At 54.5% G+C, this 26,399-nt stretch carries 21 protein-coding genes and 1 pseudogene; 7 read left to right on the top strand and 15 right to left on the bottom strand.

Annotated features, from left to right (window positions below):
* Nucleotides 1-16: 16 nt before the first annotated feature.
* The 8 genes and pseudogenes from JQR86_RS20835 to JQR86_RS20800 all read right to left on the bottom strand — a co-directional run bounded on the left by JQR86_RS20835 (nucleotide 17) and on the right by JQR86_RS20800 (nucleotide 7,167).
* Entirely contained in the window at nucleotides 17-1,081 is a 1,065-nt protein-coding gene (locus JQR86_RS20835; RefSeq protein WP_434155390.1) for a serine hydrolase domain-containing protein, read from the bottom strand.
* Nucleotides 1,082-1,182: 101 nt separating this feature from the next.
* Nucleotides 1,183-1,521 (bottom strand): hypothetical protein, encoded by a 339-nt coding sequence (locus tag JQR86_RS20830; RefSeq protein ID WP_286788440.1) that lies wholly within the window; start codon nucleotides 1,519-1,521, stop codon nucleotides 1,183-1,185.
* A gap of 27 nt (nucleotides 1,522-1,548) precedes the next feature.
* Nucleotides 1,549-1,845, bottom strand: a pseudogene (locus JQR86_RS20825) (methyl-accepting chemotaxis protein); the annotation flags it as partial.
* A gap of 252 nt (nucleotides 1,846-2,097) precedes the next feature.
* Nucleotides 2,098-3,045 carry an alpha/beta hydrolase gene (locus tag JQR86_RS20820; RefSeq protein WP_404628524.1) on the bottom strand — a complete coding sequence of 316 codons (948 nt, stop codon included), beginning with the start codon at nucleotides 3,043-3,045 and terminating at the stop codon, nucleotides 2,098-2,100.
* 79 nt (nucleotides 3,046-3,124) lie between these two features.
* Nucleotides 3,125-4,144 (bottom strand): transketolase family protein, encoded by a 1,020-nt coding sequence (locus JQR86_RS20815; RefSeq protein ID WP_434155387.1) that lies wholly within the window; start codon nucleotides 4,142-4,144, stop codon nucleotides 3,125-3,127.
* Nucleotides 4,144-4,989 carry a transketolase gene (locus JQR86_RS20810; protein ID WP_404628522.1) on the bottom strand — a complete coding sequence of 282 codons (846 nt, stop codon included), beginning with the start codon at nucleotides 4,987-4,989 and terminating at the stop codon, nucleotides 4,144-4,146. The genes JQR86_RS20815 and JQR86_RS20810 overlap by 1 nt, the downstream gene beginning before the upstream one ends.
* A 21-nt stretch (nucleotides 4,990-5,010) precedes the next feature.
* Nucleotides 5,011-6,309, bottom strand: a complete 1,299-nt coding sequence (locus JQR86_RS20805; protein WP_010799083.1) for an MFS transporter — start codon at nucleotides 6,307-6,309, stop codon at nucleotides 5,011-5,013.
* 108 nt (nucleotides 6,310-6,417) lie between these two features.
* Nucleotides 6,418-7,167, bottom strand: coding sequence for an SDR family NAD(P)-dependent oxidoreductase (locus JQR86_RS20800; protein WP_019364260.1), 750 nt, complete (start codon nucleotides 7,165-7,167; stop codon nucleotides 6,418-6,420).
* A gap of 167 nt (nucleotides 7,168-7,334) precedes the next feature.
* Between JQR86_RS20800 and JQR86_RS20795 the strand changes: the two genes are divergently transcribed.
* Nucleotides 7,335-8,252, top strand: coding sequence for a LysR substrate-binding domain-containing protein (locus JQR86_RS20795; RefSeq protein WP_026003744.1), 918 nt, complete (start codon nucleotides 7,335-7,337; stop codon nucleotides 8,250-8,252).
* Nucleotides 8,253-8,344: 92 nt separating this feature from the next.
* Here the strand turns inward: JQR86_RS20795 and JQR86_RS20790 are convergent, their stop codons facing one another.
* On the bottom strand, nucleotides 8,345-9,175 hold the full coding sequence (locus JQR86_RS20790) for a formyltransferase family protein (protein ID WP_219652192.1): 831 nt from the start codon (nucleotides 9,173-9,175) through the stop codon (nucleotides 8,345-8,347).
* A 604-nt stretch (nucleotides 9,176-9,779) separates the two neighbouring features.
* On the opposite strand from JQR86_RS20790, the gene JQR86_RS20785 reads away from it, so the two are divergent.
* The 4 genes from JQR86_RS20785 to JQR86_RS20770 all read left to right on the top strand — a co-directional run bounded on the left by JQR86_RS20785 (nucleotide 9,780) and on the right by JQR86_RS20770 (nucleotide 14,313).
* The gene (locus JQR86_RS20785) at nucleotides 9,780-10,970 is read left to right on the top strand and encodes a DegT/DnrJ/EryC1/StrS family aminotransferase (RefSeq protein WP_434155385.1); all 1,191 of its coding nucleotides are present in this window, start codon (nucleotides 9,780-9,782) and stop codon (nucleotides 10,968-10,970) included.
* Nucleotides 10,967-12,490, top strand: coding sequence for a lipopolysaccharide biosynthesis protein (locus JQR86_RS20780; protein ID WP_407363825.1), 1,524 nt, complete (start codon nucleotides 10,967-10,969; stop codon nucleotides 12,488-12,490). Before JQR86_RS20785 ends, JQR86_RS20780 begins: the two co-directional genes overlap by 4 nt.
* A 2-nt stretch (nucleotides 12,491-12,492) precedes the next feature.
* Nucleotides 12,493-13,425, top strand: a complete 933-nt coding sequence (locus JQR86_RS20775) for a glycosyltransferase (protein WP_150346107.1) — start codon at nucleotides 12,493-12,495, stop codon at nucleotides 13,423-13,425.
* 111 nt (nucleotides 13,426-13,536) lie between these two features.
* Entirely contained in the window at nucleotides 13,537-14,313 is a 777-nt protein-coding gene (locus JQR86_RS20770; protein WP_434155383.1) for a WbqC family protein, read from the top strand.
* Nucleotides 14,314-14,440: 127 nt separating this feature from the next.
* On the opposite strand, the gene JQR86_RS20765 is transcribed toward JQR86_RS20770, so the two are convergent.
* A complete protein-coding gene (locus JQR86_RS20765) occupies nucleotides 14,441-14,680 on the bottom strand; it encodes a TIGR02647 family protein (protein ID WP_019366276.1) in 240 nt (79 codons plus the stop codon).
* A 254-nt stretch (nucleotides 14,681-14,934) separates the two neighbouring features.
* On the opposite strand from JQR86_RS20765, the gene JQR86_RS20760 reads away from it, so the two are divergent.
* Nucleotides 14,935-15,843 carry a LysR family transcriptional regulator gene (locus JQR86_RS20760; RefSeq protein ID WP_434155381.1) on the top strand — a complete coding sequence of 303 codons (909 nt, stop codon included), beginning with the start codon at nucleotides 14,935-14,937 and terminating at the stop codon, nucleotides 15,841-15,843.
* 24 nt (nucleotides 15,844-15,867) lie between these two features.
* Here JQR86_RS20760 and JQR86_RS20755 read toward each other — a convergent pair whose 3' ends face one another.
* Together JQR86_RS20755 and fusA are read right to left on the bottom strand one after the other, a co-directional pair.
* A complete protein-coding gene (locus tag JQR86_RS20755) occupies nucleotides 15,868-16,443 on the bottom strand; it encodes a helix-turn-helix domain-containing protein (protein ID WP_434155379.1) in 576 nt (191 codons plus the stop codon).
* A 228-nt stretch (nucleotides 16,444-16,671) separates the two neighbouring features.
* Nucleotides 16,672-18,771 carry an elongation factor G gene (gene fusA / locus JQR86_RS20750; protein ID WP_019366274.1) on the bottom strand — a complete coding sequence of 700 codons (2,100 nt, stop codon included), beginning with the start codon at nucleotides 18,769-18,771 and terminating at the stop codon, nucleotides 16,672-16,674.
* Between the two features lie 281 nt (nucleotides 18,772-19,052).
* Between fusA and JQR86_RS20745 the strand changes: the two genes are divergently transcribed.
* On the top strand, nucleotides 19,053-19,775 hold the full coding sequence (locus tag JQR86_RS20745) for a pirin family protein (RefSeq protein WP_434155377.1): 723 nt from the start codon (nucleotides 19,053-19,055) through the stop codon (nucleotides 19,773-19,775).
* Between the two features lie 36 nt (nucleotides 19,776-19,811).
* Here the strand turns inward: JQR86_RS20745 and JQR86_RS20740 are convergent, their stop codons facing one another.
* From JQR86_RS20740 to JQR86_RS20730, 3 genes are read right to left on the bottom strand one after another with little or no spacing between them, the layout of a single operon-like run.
* Nucleotides 19,812-25,259 (bottom strand): AAA family ATPase, encoded by a 5,448-nt coding sequence (locus JQR86_RS20740; protein ID WP_434155375.1) that lies wholly within the window; start codon nucleotides 25,257-25,259, stop codon nucleotides 19,812-19,814.
* A 12-nt stretch (nucleotides 25,260-25,271) separates the two neighbouring features.
* Entirely contained in the window at nucleotides 25,272-25,649 is a 378-nt protein-coding gene (locus JQR86_RS20735; protein WP_407363814.1) for a response regulator transcription factor, read from the bottom strand.
* A gap of 43 nt (nucleotides 25,650-25,692) precedes the next feature.
* Nucleotides 25,693-26,346 (bottom strand): response regulator transcription factor, encoded by a 654-nt coding sequence (locus JQR86_RS20730; protein ID WP_434155373.1) that lies wholly within the window; start codon nucleotides 26,344-26,346, stop codon nucleotides 25,693-25,695.
* Nucleotides 26,347-26,399: the final 53 nt, after the last annotated feature.

The following is a 26,399-nucleotide window of genomic DNA, read 5'->3' as shown; positions in this document are numbered from 1 at the left end:
CTCTTATCGCAAAGCCTTACTGCGCGTAAACCTCAATAATGCTGCCCAACAAGCGGTGCAAGTCGTCCCGATGCCCCGAGTGCGCAGCCGAGGCGCTACCATCTGAGGTCATGACGACCGTCAGCTTCTGGCGGGGTACGATATACAGCATCTGCCCACCGAATCCCCAGCCGTAATACACCTCCTGGTTCGCGATTCGCGTAACAAACCAGCCATATCCATAACCATCCCCGGTATAGCGTGAGTAGGTACGAACCTGCCAGGATTCTTCTACCCAACGGGATGAGATCAGACGGCTACCGTCCTGGGTCACACCCTTCCTCCGGTACAGTTCGCCAAATGCCAGCAATGATCGTGGGCTCATGGCCATTTCGTTACCACCGATATAGATACCCTGCGGATCGCGACTCCAGCTGGTAATGGCAAAACCATCAAGAGGTTTCAGCCAGAGTTGGGCCAGTTGCAAGGTCGAGCGCCCGGTTTGCCGGGTCAAAATAACTGAAAGCAGGTGAGTTGAGCCGGTGGAGTAGATCATGGGACCACCAGGGTCGTTTTCAAAAGGACGCGCCAGGGCAGCTTTCACCCAGTTTCTGCTAGCAACCCAGGCGCCATAGTTCGGCCCTGAGGTAGACGCCAGTCCCGCCTGCATGGACAGGAGATTGCCAATCGTAATGTCCTTCAGCCGCAAATCTGGTTTTGCCGGAAGGTCTTCTGACAACAGCGGAGCGATTGTTTGATCAGTCCCTTTGAGAACCCCCTTGTCAATGGCGATACCGACCAGCGCTGATACCACCAGCTTGGAGGCAGATTTGATGTTGGTGGGTGTAGTCGTGCGGTGCCCTCGATAACCGCGCTCAGCCATCACCTGCCCATCGTGGCTGACAATCACCGTTTCCAGCGGCCCAAGGGCTTGAGCACCATCCAGTACCTGGGACAAGTTGGGATTGGCAGAGGCGCTGATAGACACCCAGCACAAGACAATAAGCCCCATAGACCTGAAACGTGCCAAACGCCGAACAAGCGGAAGGATCGGAGGCATGACCAGAACCACACTGACCTGAATGACAAATCCGACCGTCATCGACGGACAAACATGCCCTTCAACTCGTTACGTAGCATTTCATTCAGACGTTATATGAAAGTAGAAAATCTTGTGAAGCCTGAACCATCCAGTCACCTAAATTACACTTGGAAGACGCCGACTCGATCCGCTAGCTGACTTGCCAGGCCAGCAAGCTGACGACTGGCATCTGCGATATGTTGTGAGCCTTTTGAGGTTTCCAGGCTTGCCCCATGAATACGGTTGATATTGGTGCTTACCTCTTCTGCCACCACGCTCTGCTGTGCAGACGCTGAGGCTATCTGAGTGTTCATGCTGTTGATTGCGCCTACCTCACGGCTTATACCTTGAAGCGCGGCAACAGCATCCGTTGTCAGCACCTCGGTGTCACGCGCCATGCTTCGGCTTAACTGCATTTCCTTGGCAGCGGTAGCCGTGCCTTCCTGTAGGGTTGCAATCATGCTTTCAATTTCGCGGGTGGATTCCTAAGTACGCGGGGCGAGTGAACGTACCTCATCGGCTACCACTGCAAAGCCTCGTCCATGTTCTCCCGCCCGTGCTGCCTCGATTGCCGCATTGAGTGCCAGCAAGTTGGTCTGCTCAGCCACTGACTTAATGACGGCCACGATTTTCTCGATATCTGCATTGTTGGTAGATACCATCTGTACCGTATTGGTGGCTTGCTCCATAGTCCTAACCAATGCCTGAACCGCCTTGCCTGCATTGACGATCAGCGTATTACCCTGCTCTACCTGTGCCTGTTGCTTGGGCTGCGGAGGCTCCATAGTCTGCAACCTCACCCACCTTCGTCATTTCGTTGACCGCAGCGGTCATCTGTTCAGCCTGAGTCGATTGCGTGCTTGGTTTTACGCCCTCGTGGAGCCAGGGATAGTAATGCTTATCCAGATCTTACAGATGATGGTGTGCATCAATGATCGGCAAGTCGCTCATTGTTATTCTCCTTCGGAAGCCGGTCCTAGATTCAGATGCAGCTTCTTGATTACCACAGCCGACAGGGTCGGCTGTGGTAACTGTAGTTAAAGAGATACCTTCAGCATGCGTTTGAGCGCGGCACTTATGTCGGCACGGCAGGTGTCGGAACGCTGGCCAGGAAGACGGTCAAACCCGTGGAATACGCCCGGGTAAACATGAAGCTCCAGTGGCACACCTGCACGCGAAAGCCGCATACCGTACTGCACGTCTTCTTCGAGGAAAAGATCCAGCGCGCCTACTGCCATGAACGTAGTCGGCAGACCGGACAGGTCATCAGCCAATGCGGGCGAGAAGTAACCCATCTGGCTGGCGCTTAGCTCATATGCGCCTTGCATGCATTTCCAGGCAAACTGGTTATCTTCTGGCGTCCAGTAGAATTTTCCCGTACTCGAGTTCAACAGAGGTGCCTCAGCCGTACCGGTTCGGTAGTCCAACATGGGATAGATCAGCACCTGCCCAGCGAGAGGATAACGGCCTCTGTCGCGTGCCAGGAGCGCCAGTGCAGCGGCAAGTCCTCCGCCAGCACTATGCCCCATCACTAATACTCGATGCCTGTCGATCTGGAGTGTATCGGCTTGCTTGAAAAGCCATTCCAGACCGGCATAACAGTCCTCCAGCGGCCCAGGAAACGGCGTTTCAGGCGCAAGGCGATAATCAACGCCAACGACTACTGCACCCAATGTTTGGGCAAGCTCAGTCAGGTAATCGTCAACCATGGCCGTGTCGCCAACGACGAAACCACCTCCATGCAGGTACAAAATGGCCGGTCGGTTAGTGTGCAGCTTGGATTCAAGTCGATAAACACATAGCTGAAGACTGATGCCTAAACTCGGACCTGGAATGGCAACTGGGTCATAACCGGGAAATGTCGCGCTCGGGTAACCGGCTCGCAGGCGATCGCGAATCGCGGGTAGCGCTTCTTGGGTCCACGGCTCACCGGGTGGCTGGGCATAGGCCAGATAGTCAGGATCAACTAAAGCATGAGTCTTCATAAGGGAGCATATCGGTCAGGGATTGCAGGAAGACAGAATGACAAGGTAAGGATCAGTGATCCGCACCTTGTCGCTTCGACTACAGCCAACCCTTGATCTGCGCTGCGACCGCCTGGGTGGAAATCCCGTAGCGATCATGCAGAGTGGGCAGCGCGCCAGCATCGAGAAACGCATCCGGCAGCGCGATCTGCCTGAACGTCGGCGTCACACCGTTGCGCAGGAGCAGGCTGGCGACCGCCTCCCCCAGACCACCCATGATGGAATGGTTTTCCACTGTTACCACAAGCCGCCCCGGCTTTCGGGCCTCCGCCAGGATGGTTTTTTCATCGAGTGGCTTGATCGTTGGTACATGAAGGATGGACGCGTCGATACCGTCTGCAAGGAGCTGATCAGCCGCCTCCACTGCACGCATGGTCATGAGTCCTGTCGAGATGATCAACACATCCTTGCCTGGACAGAGCGTCTTGGCCTTTCCGATTTCGAACTTATAGTCGAATCGATCCAGCACGAGCGGTACGTTGCCACGCAGCAGACGCATATATACCGGGCCATTATGGGCTGCGATAGCGGGTACCGCCTGCTCAATCTCCAATGCGTCACACGGATCGATAACCATCAGATTGGGCATGGCGCGGAAGATCGCCAGGTCATCGGTGGCCTGATGGCTCGGGCCATAACCTGTAGTGAGCCCCGGCAAGGCACATACGATCTTGACGTTGAGATTTTCCTCGGCGATGGCCATGCAGATGAAATCATACGCGCGGCGGGAGGCGAATACGGCATAGGTGGTCGCGAATGGCGTAAATCCCTCACGGGCCATTCCTGCAGCGGCGCTCATCAGAAGCTGCTCGGCCATGCCCATCTGATAGAATCGATCTGGATGCGCCTTGGCAAAGATATGCAGATCCGTGTACTTGGCAAGGTCAGCCGAGAGCCCGACGATGTCCTTGCGTTGCTCGGCCAACGCCGCTAATGCATGACCAAAGGGGGCTGGGCGTGTGGGTTGGCCCTCGCCGGCAATGGATGCGATCATCGCCGATGTAGTCAGGCGCTTCTTGGCCGGTTCGGCCGTTACAGTTGCAGAGGTTGGCGTATTCATCAGACTCTCCCGACTTCAAGGGCTTCCAGGGCTTTTTCCCATTCATCCTCGTCCACCCGAATGAAATGGGTCTTGTCACGTGTTTCCAGGAACGGCACGCCCTTACCCATGCGTGTGTCGCAAATGATGACGCGAGGCTGGGGGCCGGTGTGTTGCCTGGCATTATCGAATGCTGTTACCAACGCATCGAGATCGTTACCGTCGATCCGTTGCGTGTACCAGCCGAAGGCCTGCCAGCGATCGACAATCGGCTCGAACGTCAGGATTTCACTGGAACGCCCGTCGGCTTGTTGGTTGTTTACATCGATCACGGCAATCAGGTTATCGAGCTTCCAGTGGGACGCCGACATTGCTGCCTCCCAGGTAGAGCCCTCATTTAGTTCGCCATCAGAAAGCAGGTTGTAAACAAACGCCTCGGAGTGCTTGCGCTTGAGGCCCAGGCACGCCCCTACGGCAATCCCTAAGCCATGTCCCAGAGAGCCGCCTGTGATTTCCATACCGGGGGTGTAGGCAGCCATGCCGGACATCGGCAGACGGCTGTCATCGGTACCATAGGTTTCCAGTTCATCAAGGGGAACGATGCCCGCCTCGATCAGTGCGGCGTAAAGCGCAATGGCGTAATGACCGATAGACAGGTAGAAACGGTCACGCCCTTCCCACTCGGGGTTTTCCGGCTGATAACGCATTGCATGGAAGTAAGACGCGGCGAGCAGATCGGCTGCCCCCAATGCCTGACCGATATAGCCCTGACCCTGCACCTGCCCCATGCGTAAGGCATGGCGGCGAATGTTGTAGGCGCGCTCCGCGAGATCGGGCGCGCCTGTCGGAGCAGATTGTGTTTGCATGGTATGACTCCTTGCTTGAACTCAACGATTGACCAAGGCAGCAGGGATACGGAAGACCAACAGGGCCCCGAATGCCAGCACACCGGTAATGAGGTACATGCCAATCGCACTGGAGCCTGTGGACGTGGTGATCCAGCCGATCAGATAAGGTGAGCAGAAGCCCGCCAGGTTGGCGAAGCTATTGACGGCGGCAATGCCGGCAGCAGCCGAAACACCACCCAGCAGATTGGTAGGCAGCATCCAGAACAGTGAGGAGGCAGAGAGAATACCGGCAGCAGCGAGGCAAAGGCTCAGGATGGAGGCGCTGATATGACCACCCAGCAGCGCGGCGAGTGTCAGACCTGTCGCACCGGCCACCATGGGAACAGCCAGATGCCAACGACGCTCACGATGTCGATCCCCGCTTCGGCCGGCCAGCAGCATCGCCACAATGGCGCAGCAGTACGGCAAACTTGTCAGCAGGCCGATATGCAAGGGGTCAGCGATACCGGCGTTGCGTACCAGGGTAGGTAGCCAGAACGTGATTGCATACTGGCCCATCACCACACAAAAGTAGATGGATGCCAACAGCCAGAGCCGACGATCACGGATAAACGCGCCTGCCGAGGCATGGGTGACCTTGTGCTGCTCATCTTCAGCCAGTTCGCTGCTGATCAGTTTCTTTTCATCGTCATCCAGCCAATGGGCATCCTTGACGCCATCCTTCAGGTAACTCAGTACCATCAAACCGACCACAACGGTAGGAACGGCTTCGATCAGAAACATCCACTGCCAACCGGCCCAACCGTGCACGCCGGCGAAACGCTCCATGATCCAGCCGGACAGCGGGCCGCCTACCATGCCGGACAATGGGATGGCGATAAACCACAGTACCGTCATCTTGGCGCGGCGGTAGGACGGGAACCAATACGTGAGGTAAAGCAGCAGGCCCGGAGCTAGCCCTGCCTCGGCAATGCCCAGCAAGAAGCGAAGCACATAGAACTGCCATGCCGTTTCGACAAAGGCAAACAGGGCTGAGATGATGCCCCAGGTAATCATGATCCGGGCGATCCAGCGCCGGGCACCCACCCTGTGCAGAATGATGTTGCTTGGGACTTCGCACAGGAAGTAACCGATGAAAAACATCCCAGCGCCCAGCCCATAGACCGCCTCGCTCAAGGCCAGGTCATTCATCATCTGGAGTTTGGCAAACCCGACATTCACCCGATCCAGGTAGGCGCAGAGATAGCAGAGCATTAGAAAAGGCATCAACCGCCAGGCTGTCTTGCGATAGGCGTTTGAACGCGCGGTCGCAACCGCGTCGAGGGTAAGTGTCGTCATGGTGTCTGATCTCTTGTTCTTATAGTGGCCGGACGAGTTTTCAGAGACTCGCCGGAACGTCAGAGGCAGCACGAGGGACGAGCCACCCGCAGGCTCGTCCTTGAAACGTCAGTGAATCAGCATCCCGCCATTCACATCCAGTGTGGTGCCGGTCAGGTAACCGGAGAGATCGCTGGCCAGGAACAACGCAGCATTGGCGACATCCTTGGCTTCGCCCAGACGACCCAGCGGAATGCCTTCGATGATGGCGTGACGGCGCTCGTCATGCATCAGACCACCCGTAATGTCGGTTTGGATAAGCCCGGGCGTAATGGAGTTGACGCGTACGTTGTCTGGTCCTAGTTCACGCGCCATCGCCTTGGCCAGACCCAGCACCCCTGCCTTGGCAGCGCTGTAATGCGGACCGCCAAAAATACCGCCGCCGCGCTGGGCCGAGACGGATGACAGGCACACGATACTGCCGGACTTTTGCTGGCGCATGGCAGGAATAACCGCCTGGGACATTAGGAGCGTACCGCGCAGGCTAACGTCCAGCACCTTGTCGTAGTCCTGACGCTGGATATCCAATGTCTTGAGAGGCTGAGTAATACCGGCATTGTTTATCAGAATATCGATACGACCATACTGCTCCAGCACTTTAGCTACCGCATGCTTGACCTGAGCTTCATTCGCTACGTTAGCGGCAAGCCCCAAGTGTTCGGTACCCAGGGACGCCGCCGCAGCAGCCGAGGCGGCCTCATCCAGATCGAGAATAACGACGCGGGCACCGTGCTCAGCAAAGGTTCTGGCAGTAGCTCTGCCGATACCGCGTTCTGAAGCTGCACCGGTGATAATGGCGATCTTGCCTTCGAGTAGCATAGGACTGCTCCTGAATTATTTTTATGGATTCGGCTCAAGGCGGGCCGTTATGTGCAGATTCCTCGGTTCGCAGTGCGCTGGCAATCCTGAATAAGTCACTCTATGCTGAAAAAAATTCAGCATATAGCGTTGGCACGCTTCAGTATTCACAGGAGGGAACAGACATAATGCCCAGCGAAGGAAATCGCCTATTATCGCTTCCGCCTTTTAAGGCCATCCAAGCCTTTGAAATGGCAGCGCGCCTGGGTAACGTTGCTAGGGCGGCCGAACAACTGGATCTAACGCCTTCCGCGGTCAGTCATCAGATCGCCAATCTGGAAACGTTAATTGGCCGTCCGTTGTTTCGGCGGACAGCCAAAGGCGTGACGCTAACGCCCTGTGGCGAGCAATACCTGAGGGACGTATCTGGAGTCCTCGATACGCTTGCAACAGCCACCCAACGGGCCAGCAGTGATCTCAGTCAGGATTGCCTGCGCCTGCACTCCTCACCTAGCTTCGGCCTGCTTTGGTTACTGCCTCGCCTCGAAGCCTTTCAAGCCAGCCATCCTGACATACAGATCAACCTGTCATGCTCCTACGAGGCGCTACATTTCAGCCGGGACAAGGTCGATCTGGATATCCGCCACGGCGTACCCAACTGGAATACGCTCGAAGTACGAACGATTCGCCATGAGCATGTAGCCGTCATGGCTTCTCCAGCACTGCTGCAGAAACAGCCGATAGCGGCTCCTCACGATTTGCTGACATGCAATCTGATTCTGTCTGAGGCAACCCTGGTCCAATGGCCTCAATGGTTTGCCCAACAAGGTCTTTCACTTCCCGAGGCTCCGTTTTCACTAAGCTTTGACCGTTCCTACATGACACTCGAAGCGGCCAGCCATGGATTGGGTTTCGCACTGGAAAGCACCCTGCTGGCACGTGAATATCTGGAACAGGGCAAGCTCGTCTCGGTATTTGGTGCTGAATTCTGTAGCCCGGTCAGCGCACACCATCTGGTATTTCCCCGCAGCCACTCGGACTTTCCTCGTGTTAGGCGCTTTCTCGCCTGGCTGCAACAGGAGCTTGGTCATGACTTCAGCTACTAGGTGAGGGACGTTATGAAATCCGCCTACGCCACTGGAGAACAGGCCGCCGGCAGCCACTATAGGCGGCCCGATGCAGGCATGTGCAACAACTGCTATTCGGCAGTGACATCTGCAAATTTAAGACAGTAGGTGTGATCAATCTGCATGCCGATAGGTTGCTGCCCGTTTATGAGCAGACGCCCGAAAACTTCATGATCACCCAGGGAACTCATCTGGGAAACCGTAATTGTTCGAATCCTGAACCATTGACTGCCGTACGCCAGACGGACACCGGCGTAGCACGCCTGACTTCTTGAGAGATTAAGGATGTCTGATGCAGGCATGCTTTCGTTGATGATGATGGAGGCTGCCGCGAAGGGCGGATAGTAAGAGCCCTCGCTGTTTTGAATGGGCTCCAACTCACCGTTCAGATAACGAACAAGGTCACCCATAAGCACAGGTGTCTTCGCAAAGAGTGCCTGCAACAGATCCTTTTCGCTCATCCAATAATAAAAAGCGACCTTTTCTCTGGAGATGATCGCGCCTTCATCAACGGCCACCGTAACCTTGTGCAGCGATATACCGATCTCCTTCTCTCCCGCCGCGATGGCATGAAAGAGTGGGTGCTTTCCCTTATAGGTTGGCAGGTAGCTCGTGTGAATATTGAAGAAGGTGAACCTGCTTAACAGATTGGGCTTGATGATCCGACTGAAATAACAAATGACGCAGAAGTCAATGTCATTAACACCTGCCAGGGCCGTTTCGATGTCCTTATGGGAAGAAGCTACGCTGAGTGGAATATTTCTTAGAACGGTACAGGTTAAAAGGTCGTCATTCAAAAGCTGACTTTCGCAAATGACACCCACAACCTCAAAATCTTGACTGCAACAAAAATAATCTAGAACAGCGGCATTACTGCCCAAAAAAACCATCTTATACGTCATAAGTACTTGCCTGATCGCCATGCCCATATGCTGGCATTTTAAAACAAGTGACTGTACCGATATACAATAAGCGCTGTAAAGGTATTAATACCTAGACAGCAGAAGGATTAATTATTTATATATTAAAACGAGCGTTTAACTTTTTTTACCCGGAATATTTTCAAGCCATTTCTCATAATTAAAGGATGTGTCTTTTTTTGTTTTCGTCCTATGTGCGAAGCATCAAAAGCTCAATGCCGCTCTGCTTCAACACTCTACTTGTTCCCAGCGCCGAATCTTACATACGCCGCCAACACAGGCCTACAGGCGAATGTAAGCCTGAATGCAAGACTGTTAATTAACCTGTATGTTAAAAGCTTTATATAACCGTCCCTGAGCCACTTACGCAAAACAATAACCAAATATTCTTACCAGCCATTTGAACTTAATTAATCTCAGGCTATTCCTATTACGTGTTTCACAAAAAGACACGATTCAGGCTACCGCTGTAATGGGATGCTGCTTTTGCTTGGGACCATCCGTATAGATAGGCGACATTGAGAAATCTATAAATAGTAATCAATCCCGTTTTAAAGGTTTAACTGCTCATTGGACGAGGAACAAAATGATCAATGTTACGCAGCCTTTCCCTGGCAACAAAGTCAAACTCCAGTCTTATATAGATCAGATATATGCTTCAGGCTGTTTTACCAATCATGGTCCTCTTACTCGTCAGCTTGAGCAGCGTCTGAAAGAGTATCTAGGCGTACGGAATATCGTGCTTACAAGCAACGGTACCCTGGCTCTTCAGATCGCCTACCGTGCTTTGGGTATTCAAGGTAGCGCAATCACAACACCGTTCAGCTTCATTGCAACCAGTAGCACACTGCAATGGGAGCATATTCGTCCGGTTTTCTCAGATATCGATCCTGTCACCTGGAACCTTGATCCCGGCCAAATCGAAGCCAGGCTACAAAAGGACACCTCAGCCATTGTCGCAACCCATGTATTCGGTAATCCGTGCGATGTGGAGCGCATCCAGGCAATCGCTGACCGTAACGGTCTGAAAACCATCTACGACGGCGCCCATGCCTTTGGTGTTCGCTATAAGGGAGAATCGATTGCCAACTGGGGCGATATCTGTACCTTGAGTTTTCACGCTACCAAGGTTTTCCATACCATCGAAGGGGGCGCCATCGTCACCAATGATGATGATTTGGCTCAACGTGCCCGTGAACTTGCCAACTTTGGTTTCTCCGAAGGCAATCGATTAAGTGGTCCGGGTATCAACGCCAAGCTCAACGAATTCTCTGCCGCAATGGGCCTGTGTGTTCTTGACGATATTGATCTGATCCTAGAGGAGCGGGCTGAAATCGGTCATCGGTATGAATTAGCCTTGGCAGGCTATCTGGATCTCCAGCATCAGCAGCCGGGTAGCGAACGTAACTACAGCTATTTTCCAATCGCTCTGCAGGAAGAAAGCGAGCTGCTCAGAGTGGCAGGTCAGCTTAACGAAAGGCAGATCAATCCACGCCGCTACTTCTACCCTTCTCTCGATACCGTTGAATACCTTCAGCCGCAGCAGCCTCAATGGATTTCCAGAGGCTTGAGTAAACGCGTGCTCTGTCTGCCGATCTTTCCCGGACTTACTTGGGAGTCGCAGCGCACGGTTATCGAAACGGTGCTCAGAGAAGTCGAGGCCAGACAACTTGTACGCTCGCAGCGCGAGACGTCCGGGCCTTACCAGGACGCCTTTACTTTCAACACCATGAGTGCCCTGCCTCTGTCCAACATGTGCAAGAAGTTCACCCTGTGAGCACTTCCCTAAAACGTTTTATGCTCAAGAACACCGGGCTCAGTTACCTGGGTCAGATCTATGTAATGCTGGCCGGCATCCTGATCATGCCGTTCTATCTCAGGCATATGGGCGCCGAAGCCTATGGCCTGATCGGTTTTTTTACGGCCATGCAGGCGTGGCTTTATCTGTTGGATGCGGGACTGTCGCCCGCGCTTGCCCGTCAGATCGCTCATTTTCGGGGCACTCAGCAACACAGCCGATACACCTCCGGCCGTCTGCTGCGCTCGTTCGAACTGCTTATCCTGCCGATAGCCGTGCTGACCGGCCTGGCTATTCATATGGGCAGTAATGCCATAGCCCATGGGTGGCTGCAGGCGAACCAGCTCGATCCCGTGATGATTGGGCAGTGCATTAGCCTGATGGGGCTGATGATAGTGCTGAAGCTTTACGCCACGCTCTACAAGAGCGGTATTCAAGGCATGGAGCAGCATCATTGGCTCAACGGCATCAATGTCTTTTTTGCAACGCTCCGGTATTTTGGCGCGCTGCTGTTTATTACCTATGTCAGCGCACAGCCCCTGCACTTCTTTCTCTATCAAACACTCGTAGGGCTGCTGGAAACGTTGTCCTTTGCTCACCGAGCCTATGATCTGATGCCCCGTCCTCGTCGCCTGACCGGATTTCACTGGCGACTGGTCAAACCTGTTTTACCGTTTGCCCTGGGTATGTCGTCTAGTACCGTCCTGTGGATGCTGCAAACCCAGTTGGATAAAGTACTGCTTTCCAAAGCGCTTACGTTGCAGGAATACGGCTATTTCTCTTTAGTTGCCCTGATCGCGACCGGCATTCTGTCGCTGACCAACCCCCTTGTACAAACGCTGTTGCCGCGCCTGACCATGCTGACAGCGGAAGGCCGAATGACTGAGATGCGGGCGTTATACCTGAACGTATCGCGTCTGTTTTGCAGTGTGCTGTTTCCCATGGCGGGTGTGATCGCCTTTCATGGCCAAGCGCTTCTCCATGCCTGGACAGGCAACGCCGAGGCAGCGCTCTGGAGCGGTCCAGTCCTGGTCTGGTACGTCCTTGGCAGCGCGTTACTGGCCATGAGCGGGTTTCAATTCTATCTGCAATATGCCCATGGCCAATTGCGGATGCATGTCTGGTTTGGTATCTGCTCAACGGCTATCAGCGTGCCGCTTATGGCTTATGGGATTCTGACCCATAGCGCGCTAGGGGCTGCCGGCGTCTGGTTTGCGGTCAGCCTTGCCTCCCTGGTCATCTGGCCTCATATCGTTCATGAGCGGTATTCACCGGGCCTTAGCTTCCTTTGGTTGTCGGACCTCTTGCGTATAGCCGCCATGACAGCCCTCGGCCTGGCGGTAGGCGACTGGCTGCTGCCAGCCCTGGATGGCAGCCAACGGATCGAGACCTTTATAGGTCTGGCGGGACGAGGGCTGCTCTGTCTGCTGCTGGTGTTTGTGTCTGCCAAAGCCGTATTTTCAAAACCGTATCTCTTGGATCAAACCCCGAGCGTTTAATCATGGAAGCAAGAACCGAACAGGTCATTAGGGAGCACTGGGGTGCTGATGAGAAGCCGCTGGTCAGTGTTGTCTGCCTGACCTTCAACCAAGCGGCGTTCATCCGAGAAACGCTGGAGGGCTTTCTGATTCAGGAGACGCGGTTTCCCTTCGAGGTCATCGTGCATGACGACGCTTCGACGGATGGAACACAAACCATCATCCAGGAATATGCCGCACGCTATCCCTCCATCATCAAGCCTATCTACCAGCAGCAGAACCAATACAGCCTGGGTGTTCCGTTCATTACTAAAATTTTTGCCTCGCTGGATACCCCTTATATTGCCATTTGCGAAGGTGATGATTTTTGGACGGACCCGCACAAGCTACAGCTGCAGGTCGACTTTCTTGAGCGCCATGAAGACTATGTGATGGCGTTTCACGACGCCTATATGTTCAACGAGCAGGGCATCATCCGAAACGTTCAACTGGCCGGACTGCATCGGCGCGATGCAAGTCAGCAGGAACTGCTGCGGGCTCGGTACTTTTCTACGCTCACCGTCTGCTTTCGCAATGTGATCAAGGCCCTTCCGCCCGAGCTGCACGGTGTGCGCATGGAGGACATGTGCTGGTGGTCATTGCTGGGCGCTCACGGCAAAGGCAAGTACATGAAAGAAATCCGTCCGGCTGCCTACCGTGTGCACAAGAATGGTGTCTTGTCGATGCGTCCGCAAAAGCACCGCACCGCCATGAGCCTGCACGCCTACTACAGCCTGGCCCGCTACTACCAGCGCATCGGCCAGCAAGACCTGTATGAATATTTCATGACCCAGGTATTCAGCCAGTCTCTGATTGTAATGACCCACCGCAACCGCATTCAGGCCTTCCTGCAATTGGCCCGCAAGGTTCTATTCAAACCCTTCACCAACATCATTCCTTCGGTCATTCGAAAATGATCAGGCTTTCCTCAGCGGTATTGCTGCCTTGCAATACCGCTTCTGGCCCAAGAACGCTTACGCGAACGCACGCCTACCCGATTCCTGTCATGCCGTGCAAGGAGAAGCACCATGCTTAAAACGATTTCGATGATGCAGCCCTACCTGTTTCCCTACCTGGGCTACTTTCAGCTGATCGCCGCCAGTGACGTCTTTGTGCTGGTCGATGACCTGCAGTTCGTCAAAGGCTCCTGGATGAACCGCAACCGGGTATTAACTCACGATGGTCAGCCCAAGCTGATTACCTTTCCGCTGCGTAAGGGCAGTCGCCGGGCCGCTATCAATGAGCGCTGGCTGTCAGAGACGTTCGACCAGGAAGCAGACGCACTGCTTACCATGCTTGAGCACACCTACAAGAAAGCCCCCTATAAAACAGAAGTCCTGGCGCTGCTCAAAAGCATCTTTGCCAATCCGGATCGTAACCTTGCGCGGTTCGCCGAAAACTCGATTCGAGCCCTGTGCCGGTATATGAAAATCGAGACGCCCATCCTGATGCTTTCAGAACTGGCGGATACCCGGGCGATGGATAAGCAGGACCGCATCATTCGGATCGTTCAGCAGCTGGAAGGCACCCGCTACCTCAACTCAATCGGCGGCGTCCCGCTCTACTGTCCTGACTATTTCGCCAATCATGGGCTGCAATTGCGCTTCATCAAGATGGATGAAGTGACCTATCCTCAGCTTTCTGCTGAGTTCGTCCCTTCCCTTTCCATTATCGACGTGCTGATGTTCAATTCAGCGGAGTCTGTAAAAGAACTGCTTACTCGCTATACGTTGATAGAGGGCGTGGCACACTCGGACTCACAGGTTGAGGTTGATACAATCCAGCCTGAGTGTGCCGTCATATAGACGCGATCACTTGACGGGTGTATCAGCATCAACAGGCAGGCTACTGGGTTTTCAGTACAGTACCGTAGCCTGCCATCATAACGATTTACTCAGACTAACCCCGCAACGAAGGACTTTTTTGCAGTCCTTACGCCGTTGGGTTCAAGATCGTCAACAACACCTGAGCGTGTTCTGCTGCATCCCTTCCCAAGCCTGTCAGATAACCACCGTCGACTTGACTGATCAGGCCCTTTTCATGAAGTCGCTTGATAGCGGCCAGGACTTCTTGCGTGGCGTCGTGGTGCACCTTTAAACCGGCCAGACTGTTGCTGAGGTCATATCGAGCCAGAAGGTTCATTTCTTCGATGAGTTCTTGGGTATACGGCATGGCGTGTCCTTATTTAAGTGACCCTCTTTCTGAGTCTAGCTGCCCTGCTTCAAAAAGCCTGCCTGAGAAAGTATTTCACTTTAAATCACATGCGGTATGCCGTTATCCGCTTACGGCCATATACAACACCAGTGCTGAAGCCATAACGTAAACCGCACTATGCAAAAAGGTGTTCATGATGCGCTTCCCTCACGTTTGATGACAGGAAGGAGCCTAGTAGTCATCCAGATCTGGAAAAAGCCAGTACACTAGGAATGACTGTCAACCAGGAAGAGACTCAGGCCATGCAATTCGAGGATTTAAGGCTGTTTGTAACTACGATCAACGAGCAGAGCTTTACCGCTGCGGCAGAAAAACTGGGGCTTTCCAAACAGTACGTCAGCCGAAGAACCATGGCGCTGGAAGAAGAACTTGGTGTACGCCTGCTCAACCGGACGACACGTAGCCTGAAACCTACCGACCTGGGTATGACCCTCTACGAACGGGCCGTTCGGATTCTGGATGAAGTCAACGAAACGCAGGAGTTAGTATCCAGCCAGGGCGTGAACGTTCGCGGAACTTTACGTGTTTCGGCCCCAATGACATTTGGTACGCTGCATGTCAGCCCGCTGTTGCCCAGGTTCATGCAGGAAAACCCGTTGATCAGTCTGGAGCTGGATCTCAATGACCGATCAGTAGACCTGGTGGCTGAGGGATATGACATGGCGATCCGTGGCGGGATACTGGAAGACTCCACCCTTATCGCCAAGCGCCTGATGGACATTCCAATGACGGCCTGCGCAAGCCCGGCGTACCTGGAGCGCCACTCAACCCCCGAAACACCGGATGATTTGCGTCACCATGAGTGCTTGCTTTACGGCCATGTGAAAAGCGTAGAGTGGAAATTTCAAACCCAGGGCCAGCTCGTATGCGTACCCGTGAAAGGCAAGCTGCGGACCAACAACGGGGAAGTTGTCCGGGACGCGGCGGTGGCCGGTCTTGGCATTGCCTATCTGCCGGTGTTCATTGTCAGTGACGCGCTCAACGATGGGCGTTTGCAGCCGGTCTTACAAGCGCACCAGCCACCCATTTCAGCCTTCTATGCGGTCTACCCTCAGCATCGTCAGTCATCCCGAGCCGTCCAGACATTCGCCAACTTCCTCAAGGACCATCTGGCGGTGTAGGTATGCCCATAGTCCGCGCAACCCTCAGGCTTGCCGCATGACCTGCTGGTCTCCCGAGCGACGCCAGTTGAGCGGTGTGCATCCTACCGTCTTCGTAAATACGCGGGTGAAATGGGATTGATCTGAAAAACCACATTCCGCACCGATCTGGCTTATCGGCAAACACGTGTTCAGAAGCATCCGCTTGGCCTTGGCAATTCGTAATTGCTGATACCAGTCACGTGGCGAAACGCCTGTATTTTTCTTGAAGGCTCGGGAAAAATGGCTTCTTGACAACGAGCAGGCACTGGCGATTTCGGATACCGATAGGCCATCGTCCAACTGCTCCATCATCAGACGCTTGGCCAGCTGTTCCTGCCAACGAGACAAGGCAATCCGATCCTCACTCGGTAAGGTCACGTGCAAAGCGTCTGGCAAAAGGCGGGCTTGCAGTTCATCTATCAAGGTACGGCTAATCGGACCTTCCGCGTCTTGAACGCTATCAAGCGTTTCGAGGAGGCGCTGCATAAGTACCTGCGCAGTGTTAGGAACACTCGACTCAGGCTTTTCAGCCGTAATTGCAGGTAAGCGGTACGATAGCTTGGAACCCAGCGTGGCCATTGCAACGCTCCTTGAGGCGGTAAGGTTGGTGTCCAGTATCGGCTCTGGGAACCCTTAAGGTCCTTGTCTTAAGTTGAAGCGTTCTTAAACGAGAATGGGTGCCTGTCATCAAGTATTAATATGTGATCGCAGCGCCTTTTGCCTCAGGTGAAACGAAAAAAGGCCGACTACCTGAAAGTAGTCGGCCTGAAGACACTAGCGTGGCTCAAAAAGAATCTGAAACGATCCTTAAGATTTCTTAATCAGCGCTTCGACTATATTTCTCGGTGCCTCCGCATAGCGTGAGAACTCCATCGAGTAGCTGGCACGACCCTGTGACATCGAACGAACATCAGTCGCATAGCCAAACATTTCGCCCAACGGAACCTCGGCCCGAACTACCTTGCCGGAAAGGGTATCTTCCATGCCTTGAATCAGGCCCCGCCGACGGTTGAGGTCTCCCATTACATCACCCATGTAGTCTTCAGGTGTCACCACCTCGACCTTCATGATGGGCTCGAGCAGTACCGCGCCCCCTTTCTGGGATAGCTGCTTGGTTGCCATCGAGGCGGCGATCTTGAATGCCATCTCGTTGGAGTCCACATCATGGTAAGAGCCGTCGAAGACCGTGGCCTTGAGACCTAGCAAGGGATACCCGGCGAGCACACCATTCTTCATCTGCTCTTCGATACCCTTTTGAATAGCCGGGATATATTCCTTGGGAATCACGCCACCCACGACCTCACTGGTAAACACCAGACCCTCCTCGCCTTCATCAATGGGTGCAAATCGAATCCAGCAATGACCGAACTGCCCACGACCACCCGACTGGCGAACAAACTTGCCTTCGATTTCGCAGGTATTGCGTATGGTCTCGCGATAGGCCACCTGAGGCTTACCAATATTCGCCTCAACGTTAAACTCACGCCGCATCCGGTCGATAAGGATATCGAGGTGCAGCTCGCCCATGCCTGAGATGATGGTCTGTCCGGTTTCCTCGTCGGTCTTGACGCGGAAAGAAGGGTCTTCCTGGGCCAGTTTGCCTAGGGCAATCCCCATCTTTTCCTGGTCAGCCTTGGTCTTAGGCTCAACCGCTACGGAGATAACCGGCTCGGGGAAATCCATACGCTCCAGGATGATCGGCTTTTCAACCGAACACAGAGTGTCGCCGGTCGTCACGTCCTTCATGCCGATCAAGGCTGCGATGTCGCCTGCGCGAACTTCTTTGATTTCTTCCCGCGTGTTGGCATGCATCTGCACCATACGGCCGACGCGCTCCTTCTTGCCTTTTACCGAGTTGAGTACCGAGTCACCTGATGAAAGCACGCCCGAATACACCCGCGCAAAAGTCAGGGTGCCCACGAAGGGATCCGTAGCGATCTTGAACGCCAGCGCCGAAAAAGGCTCGTTATCGTCGGCATGGCGCTCGTCAGTCCGCTCGGCATCGTCAGGATGCACGCCTTTGATGGCGGGAATCTCGGTAGGTGACGGCAGGTAATCGATGACCGCATCGAGTACCAAGGGTACACCCTTGTTCTTGAAGGATGAGCCACATACAGCCGGAACGACTTCACCCGCCAATGTCCTCAGCCGCAGACCCGTGCGGATTTCATCATTGGTCAGGGGCTCCCCTTCCAGGTATTTGCTCATGAAGTCTTCATTGGCTTCGGCAGCAGCTTCGACCATGCGCTCGCGCCACTCCTCGGCCTCAGCCTGCAGCTCGGCAGGAATGTCCTCTTCACGATAGGTCATCCCCTGATCATCATCATTCCAGTAGATGGCCTTCATCTTCAGCAGATCGATCTGGCCGACAAAGTTCTCTTCACGGCCAATCGGCAGCTGAATCGGAACCGGAGTATGACCCAGGCGTTTCTTGATCTGGTCAACGACGCGCAGGAAGTCCGCTCCCGCACGGTCCATCTTGTTCACATACGCAATACGAGGCACATGGTATTTGTCTGCCTGACGCCAGACCGTCTCGGATTGAGGTTCCACACCATCCGCGCCGCTGAACACCACGACCGCACCATCGAGTACCCGCAGCGAGCGCTCCACCTCAATGGTGAAGTCCACGTGCCCAGGCGTATCGATGATGTTGATCCGGTATTTGTCGAACTGCTTGGTCGAGCCAGACCAGAATGCAGTAGTCGCCGCGGACGTAATGGTGATGCCGCGCTCCTGCTCCTGCACCATCCAGTCCATGGTCGCGGCGCCGTCATGCACCTCGCCCATTTTATGGTTCACGCCGGTATAGAAAAGGATTCGCTCGGTTGTGGTGGTTTTACCAGCATCCACGTGAGCGACGATGCCGATGTTGCGATAGCGGTCGATAGAGGTCGTTCGGGCCATAGAAGATTCTCCTAGAAACCAGCATGGGTCAGCCGGCAGACAGGCGATACGGATATCCGCCCGGGTTGCAATAACAATAGACTGACTTACGAGGCTTGTATTGAACGTTTGTGCGTATCGCTAAAGGGAGCCTGTCTGATCGAGCAGACTCGTCTTACTGTCAACCAGATGGAGACTTTTTTACGCATTTCAAGTGATTTATCACCCCGCTTGATCGCTTTACTCTTGGTCGCATACCGATACAGGTAACAACATACTGTTGATTGACCAGGAGACCGAATATGTTAGCCCTTCGCAAAGCAACCGAACGTGGATTTGCCAACCATGGCTGGCTCAAGTCTTTCCACACCTTTTCCTTTGCCAATTACCGCAACCCACAAGAACAAGGGTTTTCGGATCTGTTGGTCATCAACGATGACCGAGTCGCCCAGGGAAAAGGGTTCGGCACTCACCCTCATCGGGACATGGAGATTTTCTCCTATGTACTGGAAGGTGCGCTTGAGCACAAGGATACCCTGGGTACAGGTTCCGTCATTCGTCCGGGCGATGTACAGCTCATGAGCGCCGGAACGGGAGTCGCCCACAGTGAATACAACCACTCCCAGAATGATCCTGTACACTTTTTACAGATCTGGATCGTGCCCAACACTCGAGGCGCCGAGCCCCGTTATCAGCAAAAGCATTTTGGGGAAGATAGCAAGCGCGGCCGGTTGCGCCTGATCCTTTCACCTACAGGTGAGCAGGGCTCGCTGGAAATCCGTCAGGATGCTCGGGTCTATGCGGGTTTGTTCGATGGTGAAGAGCAGGCAACACTGAACCTGGGGCCAGATCGCTACGCCTATGTGCATGTCGCCCAGGGGCAGATCGAGCTCAATGGCCAACCGCTGGTGGAAGGCGACGGCGTGCGTGTACGCAACGAACAGGTGCTTACGCTGGCCAACGGTAAACAGGCCGAGGTCATCATTTTCGATCTGCGTCCCAACGAATTACCCATGATGCCATGACCGATAAGGGCCTCGACTACTCGAGGCCCTTTCAGGCTATGCCTGTCCCACTGCCGCTAACGGCAATGTAAACACAAACACGCTGCCGCGCTTACGGGCCGCATAGGCATGGATACTTCCGCCATGGGACTGAATAACGGAGCGACAGATCGCCAGCCCCATTCCCATGCCGCTGTTCTTGGTGGAAAAGAACGCGTCGAACAGCTGCCCGAGGTTCGTGTCAGGGATGCCTACGCCGGTATCTTCGACCGACACCACTACATATTCCGATCCCACAACATTTGAACACACCTCCAGCCGACAGGGAGGCTGACTAGCCTGCTGCATGGCCTCAAGTGCATTGTTGACCAGGTTGAGTACCACTTGCTGCAACAGGATGCGGTCACCGAGCACTCTTGCATTACCTGCAGACAGGCGGGAGGCCAGTACGACGTGCCGATGCTCGATTTCACTGGAGATCAGCCGAAGCACCGTGGCGATCACCTCATCGATAGGCAAGGGTTGTAGATCGGGAGTGGTCTGCTTGGTCAAAGACTTGAGTGCATGCACGATGTCACCGGCCCGCTTACCCTCCTTGGCGATTTCTTCCAGACTTTCCCGGGTTTCCGAAAGCTCAGGCAGAGGTCTGTCCAGCCAGCGTATGCCAGCGCTGGCATTGGATACGATGGACGCCAGCGGTTGGTTAATTTCGTGAGCGATAGAAGCTGCTAATTCACCCAGGATGGTTGCCTGTGCCGCTCGCGTCAGTTCAGCCCGGGCATTACGCAGCTCCGACTCAGTCGCTCTGACTTCAGTAAGATCAATAACAGCGCCGATATAGCTGCTGCCTTCCAGATGTCCCATGGTTTCCAGGCGCTTCTCCAGTCCTTCGGGTGTAGTGATCCTGATCTCATAGCGATACGGGCTTTTGGCGCGTACTGCCTTGTCTACGTGGGTCTTAAATCCAATTAGGTCATCAGGGTGAATGAAGTCCCATAACCCTACGTAACCGGGCGGAATATCCCCTTCTTTAACACCAAACAGGGCATACATTTCCGAGGTCCACACCGCCTCGTCTGTAAGGGGATTCCAGCGATAAATACCAATATTACTGATCTGCTGTCCGAGCTTAAGAAAGCCTTCACTTTCTCGAAGTGCGGTTTCAACGGCTTGTCGACGTTGATTTTCGGCTACCAGCTCCTCATACAGCCGAGCGGTTTGCAACGAAATGGCGGCCTGGGCCGCCAGCAGCTCCAGGACCTGAGTTCGTTCCTGAGTGAAAACGCCCGGTATGAGGCTGTTCTCAAGATACAGAACGCCTACCACCTCGCCCTGCTTGAGCAGCGGAAGGCATAGCAGCGAACGTACCTCATGGTCGGTAAAATACAGATCTCCCGAAAAGCGCGACGGTTGACGTGTATCGGTTAGCACAACCGGTTGCTTGCCCTTTATTGCAGTATTGAGAATCGAGAGAGGCAACCACTCGGGCTTTGCAGGTTCGCGTATCAAATCGATGGCTACTTCCTGATTCGGCTCAACCCAGCTGCTGGCCGCAACCATTGCCTGCTCCTGCTCCACAAAGAGCAGAACACCACGCTGGGCGCCTGCGTGGATCAGGGTATTCGTCATTAGCCGGGCAATCAGGTTGTCCAGCTCAAGCTCTTGTGACAACGCTTGGGACGCCTTGAGTACTGAGATGAGATCCAGGCTTTCCTGGCCCTCGATTGGGGTGGCCGATTTGCCAGGTAGCGGTGACTCTGACCACGGATAACACTTTTCAAGGAGGGCGGCCTTTGCATGTGCGCCCCATGCCTGATAACACCGTTTCGCACTGTCCAGATGACCTTGGCTGGCGACACGCAGGTCATGAACCAGACAATGCCTGGCTGCCAACTCATGAGCCAGGGCCTGAATAGGCGTAAACCCATAACGGCCCGCCAGCATGGCAGCCTTTTCGTACAAGGCCAGAGCGTTGAGTCCGTCGCCCGCGATTCGAGCGCACTCAGCATCAATCAGCGTTGCCTTGTCCTTGAAGACGTTGGGGTTGATATCGGCCCATACTTTGAGCTGCTGTCGATGGGGCTCTATAGCGGCCAAGGTTTGCTCAAGCGGACATGTCCCGGCAAGTGCTGCGTAGGTCAGTGCCTGAAACACATGCAGATCAATCAGATGAATATGCGCCGGTACAGACCAGGACAACTGAGCGGCTTGTCCAAGCGCCGCCTGGGCGTCAGCATAGTACCCAAAGTGATAAGCACCGATACCCTGCAGCAGGGCTCCCCAGAACAAGATTATTGTCGTCTCACTCTGGACACCGTCATGAGCCGGTGTACAGGGATCGTATGCTATGCCGAGCTGCCGTATGTATTGCTCAAAGTACTGGATGGCCAGCTGAACATCCCGAAAACCGATACGATCGGTAAAGGAGCGGGCAAGCTCAAGGTGCTCCTGAACCTCGGATAGGGGTTTGCCGGCAACCATGAGATCGAACACGATATGCATACAGGCATAGCTCGATATCGTCAGGTTACCTTCGGTATAGCTTACCGAACACGCTTGTCGCGCATAGTCCAGTGCGTATTCTATGGGCTGCGTCCAGACACTGACCTGATCCAGCGGCACCAACACAGCTGCACGAGCGTCATGAAAGCCATGTTGCTCCACGACACGCAACGCGGTTCTAGCCAGCTCATAGCCTTTGGCATATGAGCCATGGCGCTGCGCAATCAACACCCCTAACCAGGCCATGCCTTCTGCACCGGCGCCAGTCATGCCATGTTTGAGTGTAAAAAGCATCAGGTGGCACTGCTGCCGAAACGATAGCTCAGCATCGACGACCGTCGCAGGTATGATCATGCTGGAAAGCAACCCTACAACCGGCTTCATCGCGTCGTTGGCCATCAGCGGCAAGTGCAGGACTGACTCAATGCCATGAGTGTCGAGCCAGCGATCAATCTCGTCCCATGGGGCACTCAGGTTGGCCAGGTCGATACCCAGCTCCTTTAATGCAATAACGGCGACGTCCACAGCACCCTGGTAGTCGGATTGCAGGCCGCGCAGCTCTACACCGATCTGATGAAACTCGGCTCGCTCGACAGGCGATGTCAGCTGAGCGAGGACCAACTCCAACCGCTGAGGCACTACCTCAAGCTGCATGGATAGTAACAGGCATTGCAGGTATAGCAGATTCAATGCACGTCGCTGGTCGTCCATGGGATGACGCGCAGCATCCATCAAGGCTTCGGCCTGTTGTAGATACTCCAGCGCCGCGTGAGTAGCAGCTGCGGCTTTGGCACACCGCGCCGCATTCAGCAGTGCGGTAATAATCAGCGAATAATCAGCAGCCCGAAATGCGGCAATACCGGCCCGCAGAATCTGTGAGGCAATGGCGTAACGTGATTCGGGTTGGCCTGCAGTATCGATACGATCGATCAGATAACAGGCGACCCGGGCATGTTGCTTCAGACGCTGTGATTCAGGTATCGAGCAATAAACCGCTTCCTGTATTCGATCATGGGAAAGCCGATAGCGGCCGTCCTGCTGATTGACCAGCGAAGCATTCAGCGCAGGTTGTAGCTGATGCTGTGCATCATTTGCAGACAAGCCATTCAAGCCTGCCAACGTGGCAAGCGGCGTATCGTTACCCATCAGGGCCAATGTCTGTAACAACGAGAGACAGTTGGAAGGCAACCGCTCAAGACGGCTAAGCATCAGATCGATAACGTTATCGGCGTAGTGATGCTGTTCGAGGTATCCCAGATTCCACTGCCAGTGCCCCTCTTTCTGCTCAAGGCGCTTTTCCTCAAGTAGATGGCGAATAAGCTGCTGCGTAAAGAACGGATTGCCACCGGTTTTGTCCTGCACCGCGCCAGCCAGTAAGTTGATGGAAACAGCACCGCTCTTGAGATAGTGCTCAATCAACTTGCCGGTTTCGTCCAGAGACAGAGGCCTTAGCGGCAGCGTGGTGAGGCTGGATGAAGAAAGCGTCAACTGCTGCAGGAATGTTTGAAACTCACTCTGCAGACGCGCATCGTTCTCGCGGTATGCGCCAACGAACAGCAGGTTAGGAATATTTGCCCTGACCACGTGCAGGATAAACGTAAGCGTTGCCGTATCGAGCCACTGCAGATCGTCCAGAAACAGAATGAGCGGGCGTTTCGGTGAGGCAAATACCGCTAGCAATGCCACCAGTGCCTCGTTTAGCCGAGCGTGTAGCTCGTAGGAAGGCAAGCTGGGTGTATAGGTGACCGGGCCGGTGATCAGGTAAAGATCCGGGATAATACTCATCAACAGCCCGACCTGTTTGCCAAGCGCCTGGTCAATGCAATGCCGCCAAAGGGACAATTGCTCGTTACCCTCTCCCATCGCCCTTATCACCAGGCTGTTCAGTGCCTGAACCAGAGGTGAAAACGGCGTCTGCTTCAACTGGTCGAACTTGCCTTCGATAAAACAGGCATCGTGGCTGCGCAAACCAGAGGCGAACTGCCTGACCAGCGCCGACTTGCCAGTGCCTGAAGTACCCTCTATCAGAATGAATTCGCATCCTTGCGAACGCCTGATACGATCAAGCGCTGCGGCCATATGGCCGATTTCCTGCTCCCGCCCAACAAAGGTATCGCGCATGTTGAGAATAGGAGTGATAGAGGGCGAAAAAGTAGAGCGTCCGGGTTGCCTCAACATCTCAAGGCAGCACTCCAGTTCCAGCGATAACGCCTTGGCTGTTTGATAACGTTCGGCGGGATTCTTCGCGATCAGGGTCAGGATGATCTGATCCAGTACAGGCGGAATGGTCGTGTCGAAATGACTGGGCGGTGCAGGTTGGCGGGCCAGATGACTATGGAACCACTCAACCGCATCGCCTCCTGTAAACGGCAACCTGCCTGTCAACCACTCATAAAATGTCATTCCAAGCGCATACAGGTCGCTGCGAACGTCTACGCAACCCTGCGCCCCGTGGAGCTGCTCGGGCGACATGTAGTCAATCGTACCCTGCAAGGCACTGCTGCGTGGAGCCTCGGCCTGCGACAGCGATATCGCGTTGCCAAATCCGGTCAGGCGTATTCCGCTGTCAGAAACTTGGACAAAGTGGTCTGGCTTGATGTCCTGATGCAGCAAACCTTGTGCATGCAGGCAAACCAGGGCGTGAGTTGCGGCAAGAGCCCTGACGATAAAGCATTCAATGCGATTGCCGTCGGGTGCAAGTGGCCCGACCGGTTGCCCGTGCTGATGATCGAGCAGGAGGGCCGGCCCCTGCTGCGTTGAGATATAGGCAACAGGTACCAGTGCCCACTCGGGTTGCAACACATGGCGTAGGGCGAACTCCCGCTCAAGCCTCTGACAGGCGCCCCTGTTGCTCCGTAGCGCAGCAGTGCAGGCAAGCCAGGTTTCACCTGTCAGCGGATCGCGGACACTGAAGCGGTGAGTTCTCCCGGCATCGAACGGCTGCCAGGAAAGCCGCTGCAACCAGGCCTCATCCAAAGGTGCCTGCTCTACTTGACCACTCATACCCATAATCCGTCATATTTTTGTTTGGTCATACCGTGCCAACGCAACGCTGATCCGTTCCAGAAGCGTCAAGTCATCGAATGGCTTGTCAAGAAAACTGATAGCGCCTGCGGCGTAAGCGCATTGCTTGATCTGGTCATCGGCATGCGCCGACATACATACCACGCTGATCTTTTTGCCTGTTATCAATAGCTGCTGCTGAACCTCCAGACCATGCAGGCCTTGCAAGCACATATCCAGCAGCACGCACCCTGCCGTATCCGCCGCGTCTGATTCGAGAAAGGCCTCGCCCGATGCGAAGCTGGCTGGGCGATAGCCTGCTGATTTGAGGAGGTTTCCCAGGCTCTTGCGTACGGAAGCATCATCATCGACGATGCAGATGACAGTCATAATAGCGTTCTCATGAGTGGCAAGTCTCGCCGCACCGGCAGGCTCACTGCTGGAGCCGTTCATAGATTTTCAACAGTTCGAGGGGTGTCCTTGCCTTCATTTTGGTGAGTACGTGTCGCTTGTGGACCTTCGCTGTGATTTCACTGATGTTCAGCGTCAGCGCAATCTGCTTGACCATGTGGCTGCTCAGAATCAGCTCGAGGACCTCTTTTTCCCGCGGTGTAAGGCTCTGGTAGCGCTGCCGCAGGGTTTCCGTTTCCAATCGGTAGGCCAGATGCTGGGCATCCAGTGTGAGGGCCTGAGCAACGACCCGTAGCAAATTGTCATCATTGAATGGCTTGGTGAGAAACTCATGCGCGCCAGCCTTCATCGCCCGTACGGACATCGGAATCGTGCCGAAGCCAGTAATGAAAATAATCGGCAACGTAAGCCCTCGCTGGTTCATTTCATCCTGTAGCGAAAACCCATCTCCCTGCGTCAGGTTGACATCCAGCAACAGGCAACACGGTTGTGGAGGGCGAGGCTGATTTAGAAACGGCTCAGGCTCTGAATAGGTTTCGCAACGAATGTCGTACGAGCGGAGCAGACGTGACAACGCCTGACAGATACTGGCCTCGTCATCAATGATATATACCACTGGCTCATAGCCCTGTGCCTTTAATGAGGCGATGGCTTCAGGGCAGAACGACTCGGTCATGCAGTAACTCTCTTCACAGGTATGAACACCTCCCTTCATAGCATGAACCATCC

Origin of the sequence: Pseudomonas sp. JZ134, assembly GCF_051027695.1 — a bacterium.
GTDB classification, from domain to species: Bacteria; Pseudomonadota; Gammaproteobacteria; order Pseudomonadales; family Pseudomonadaceae; genus Chryseomonas; species Chryseomonas luteola.
This window is presented reverse-complemented; position numbering and strand designations above follow the sequence as displayed.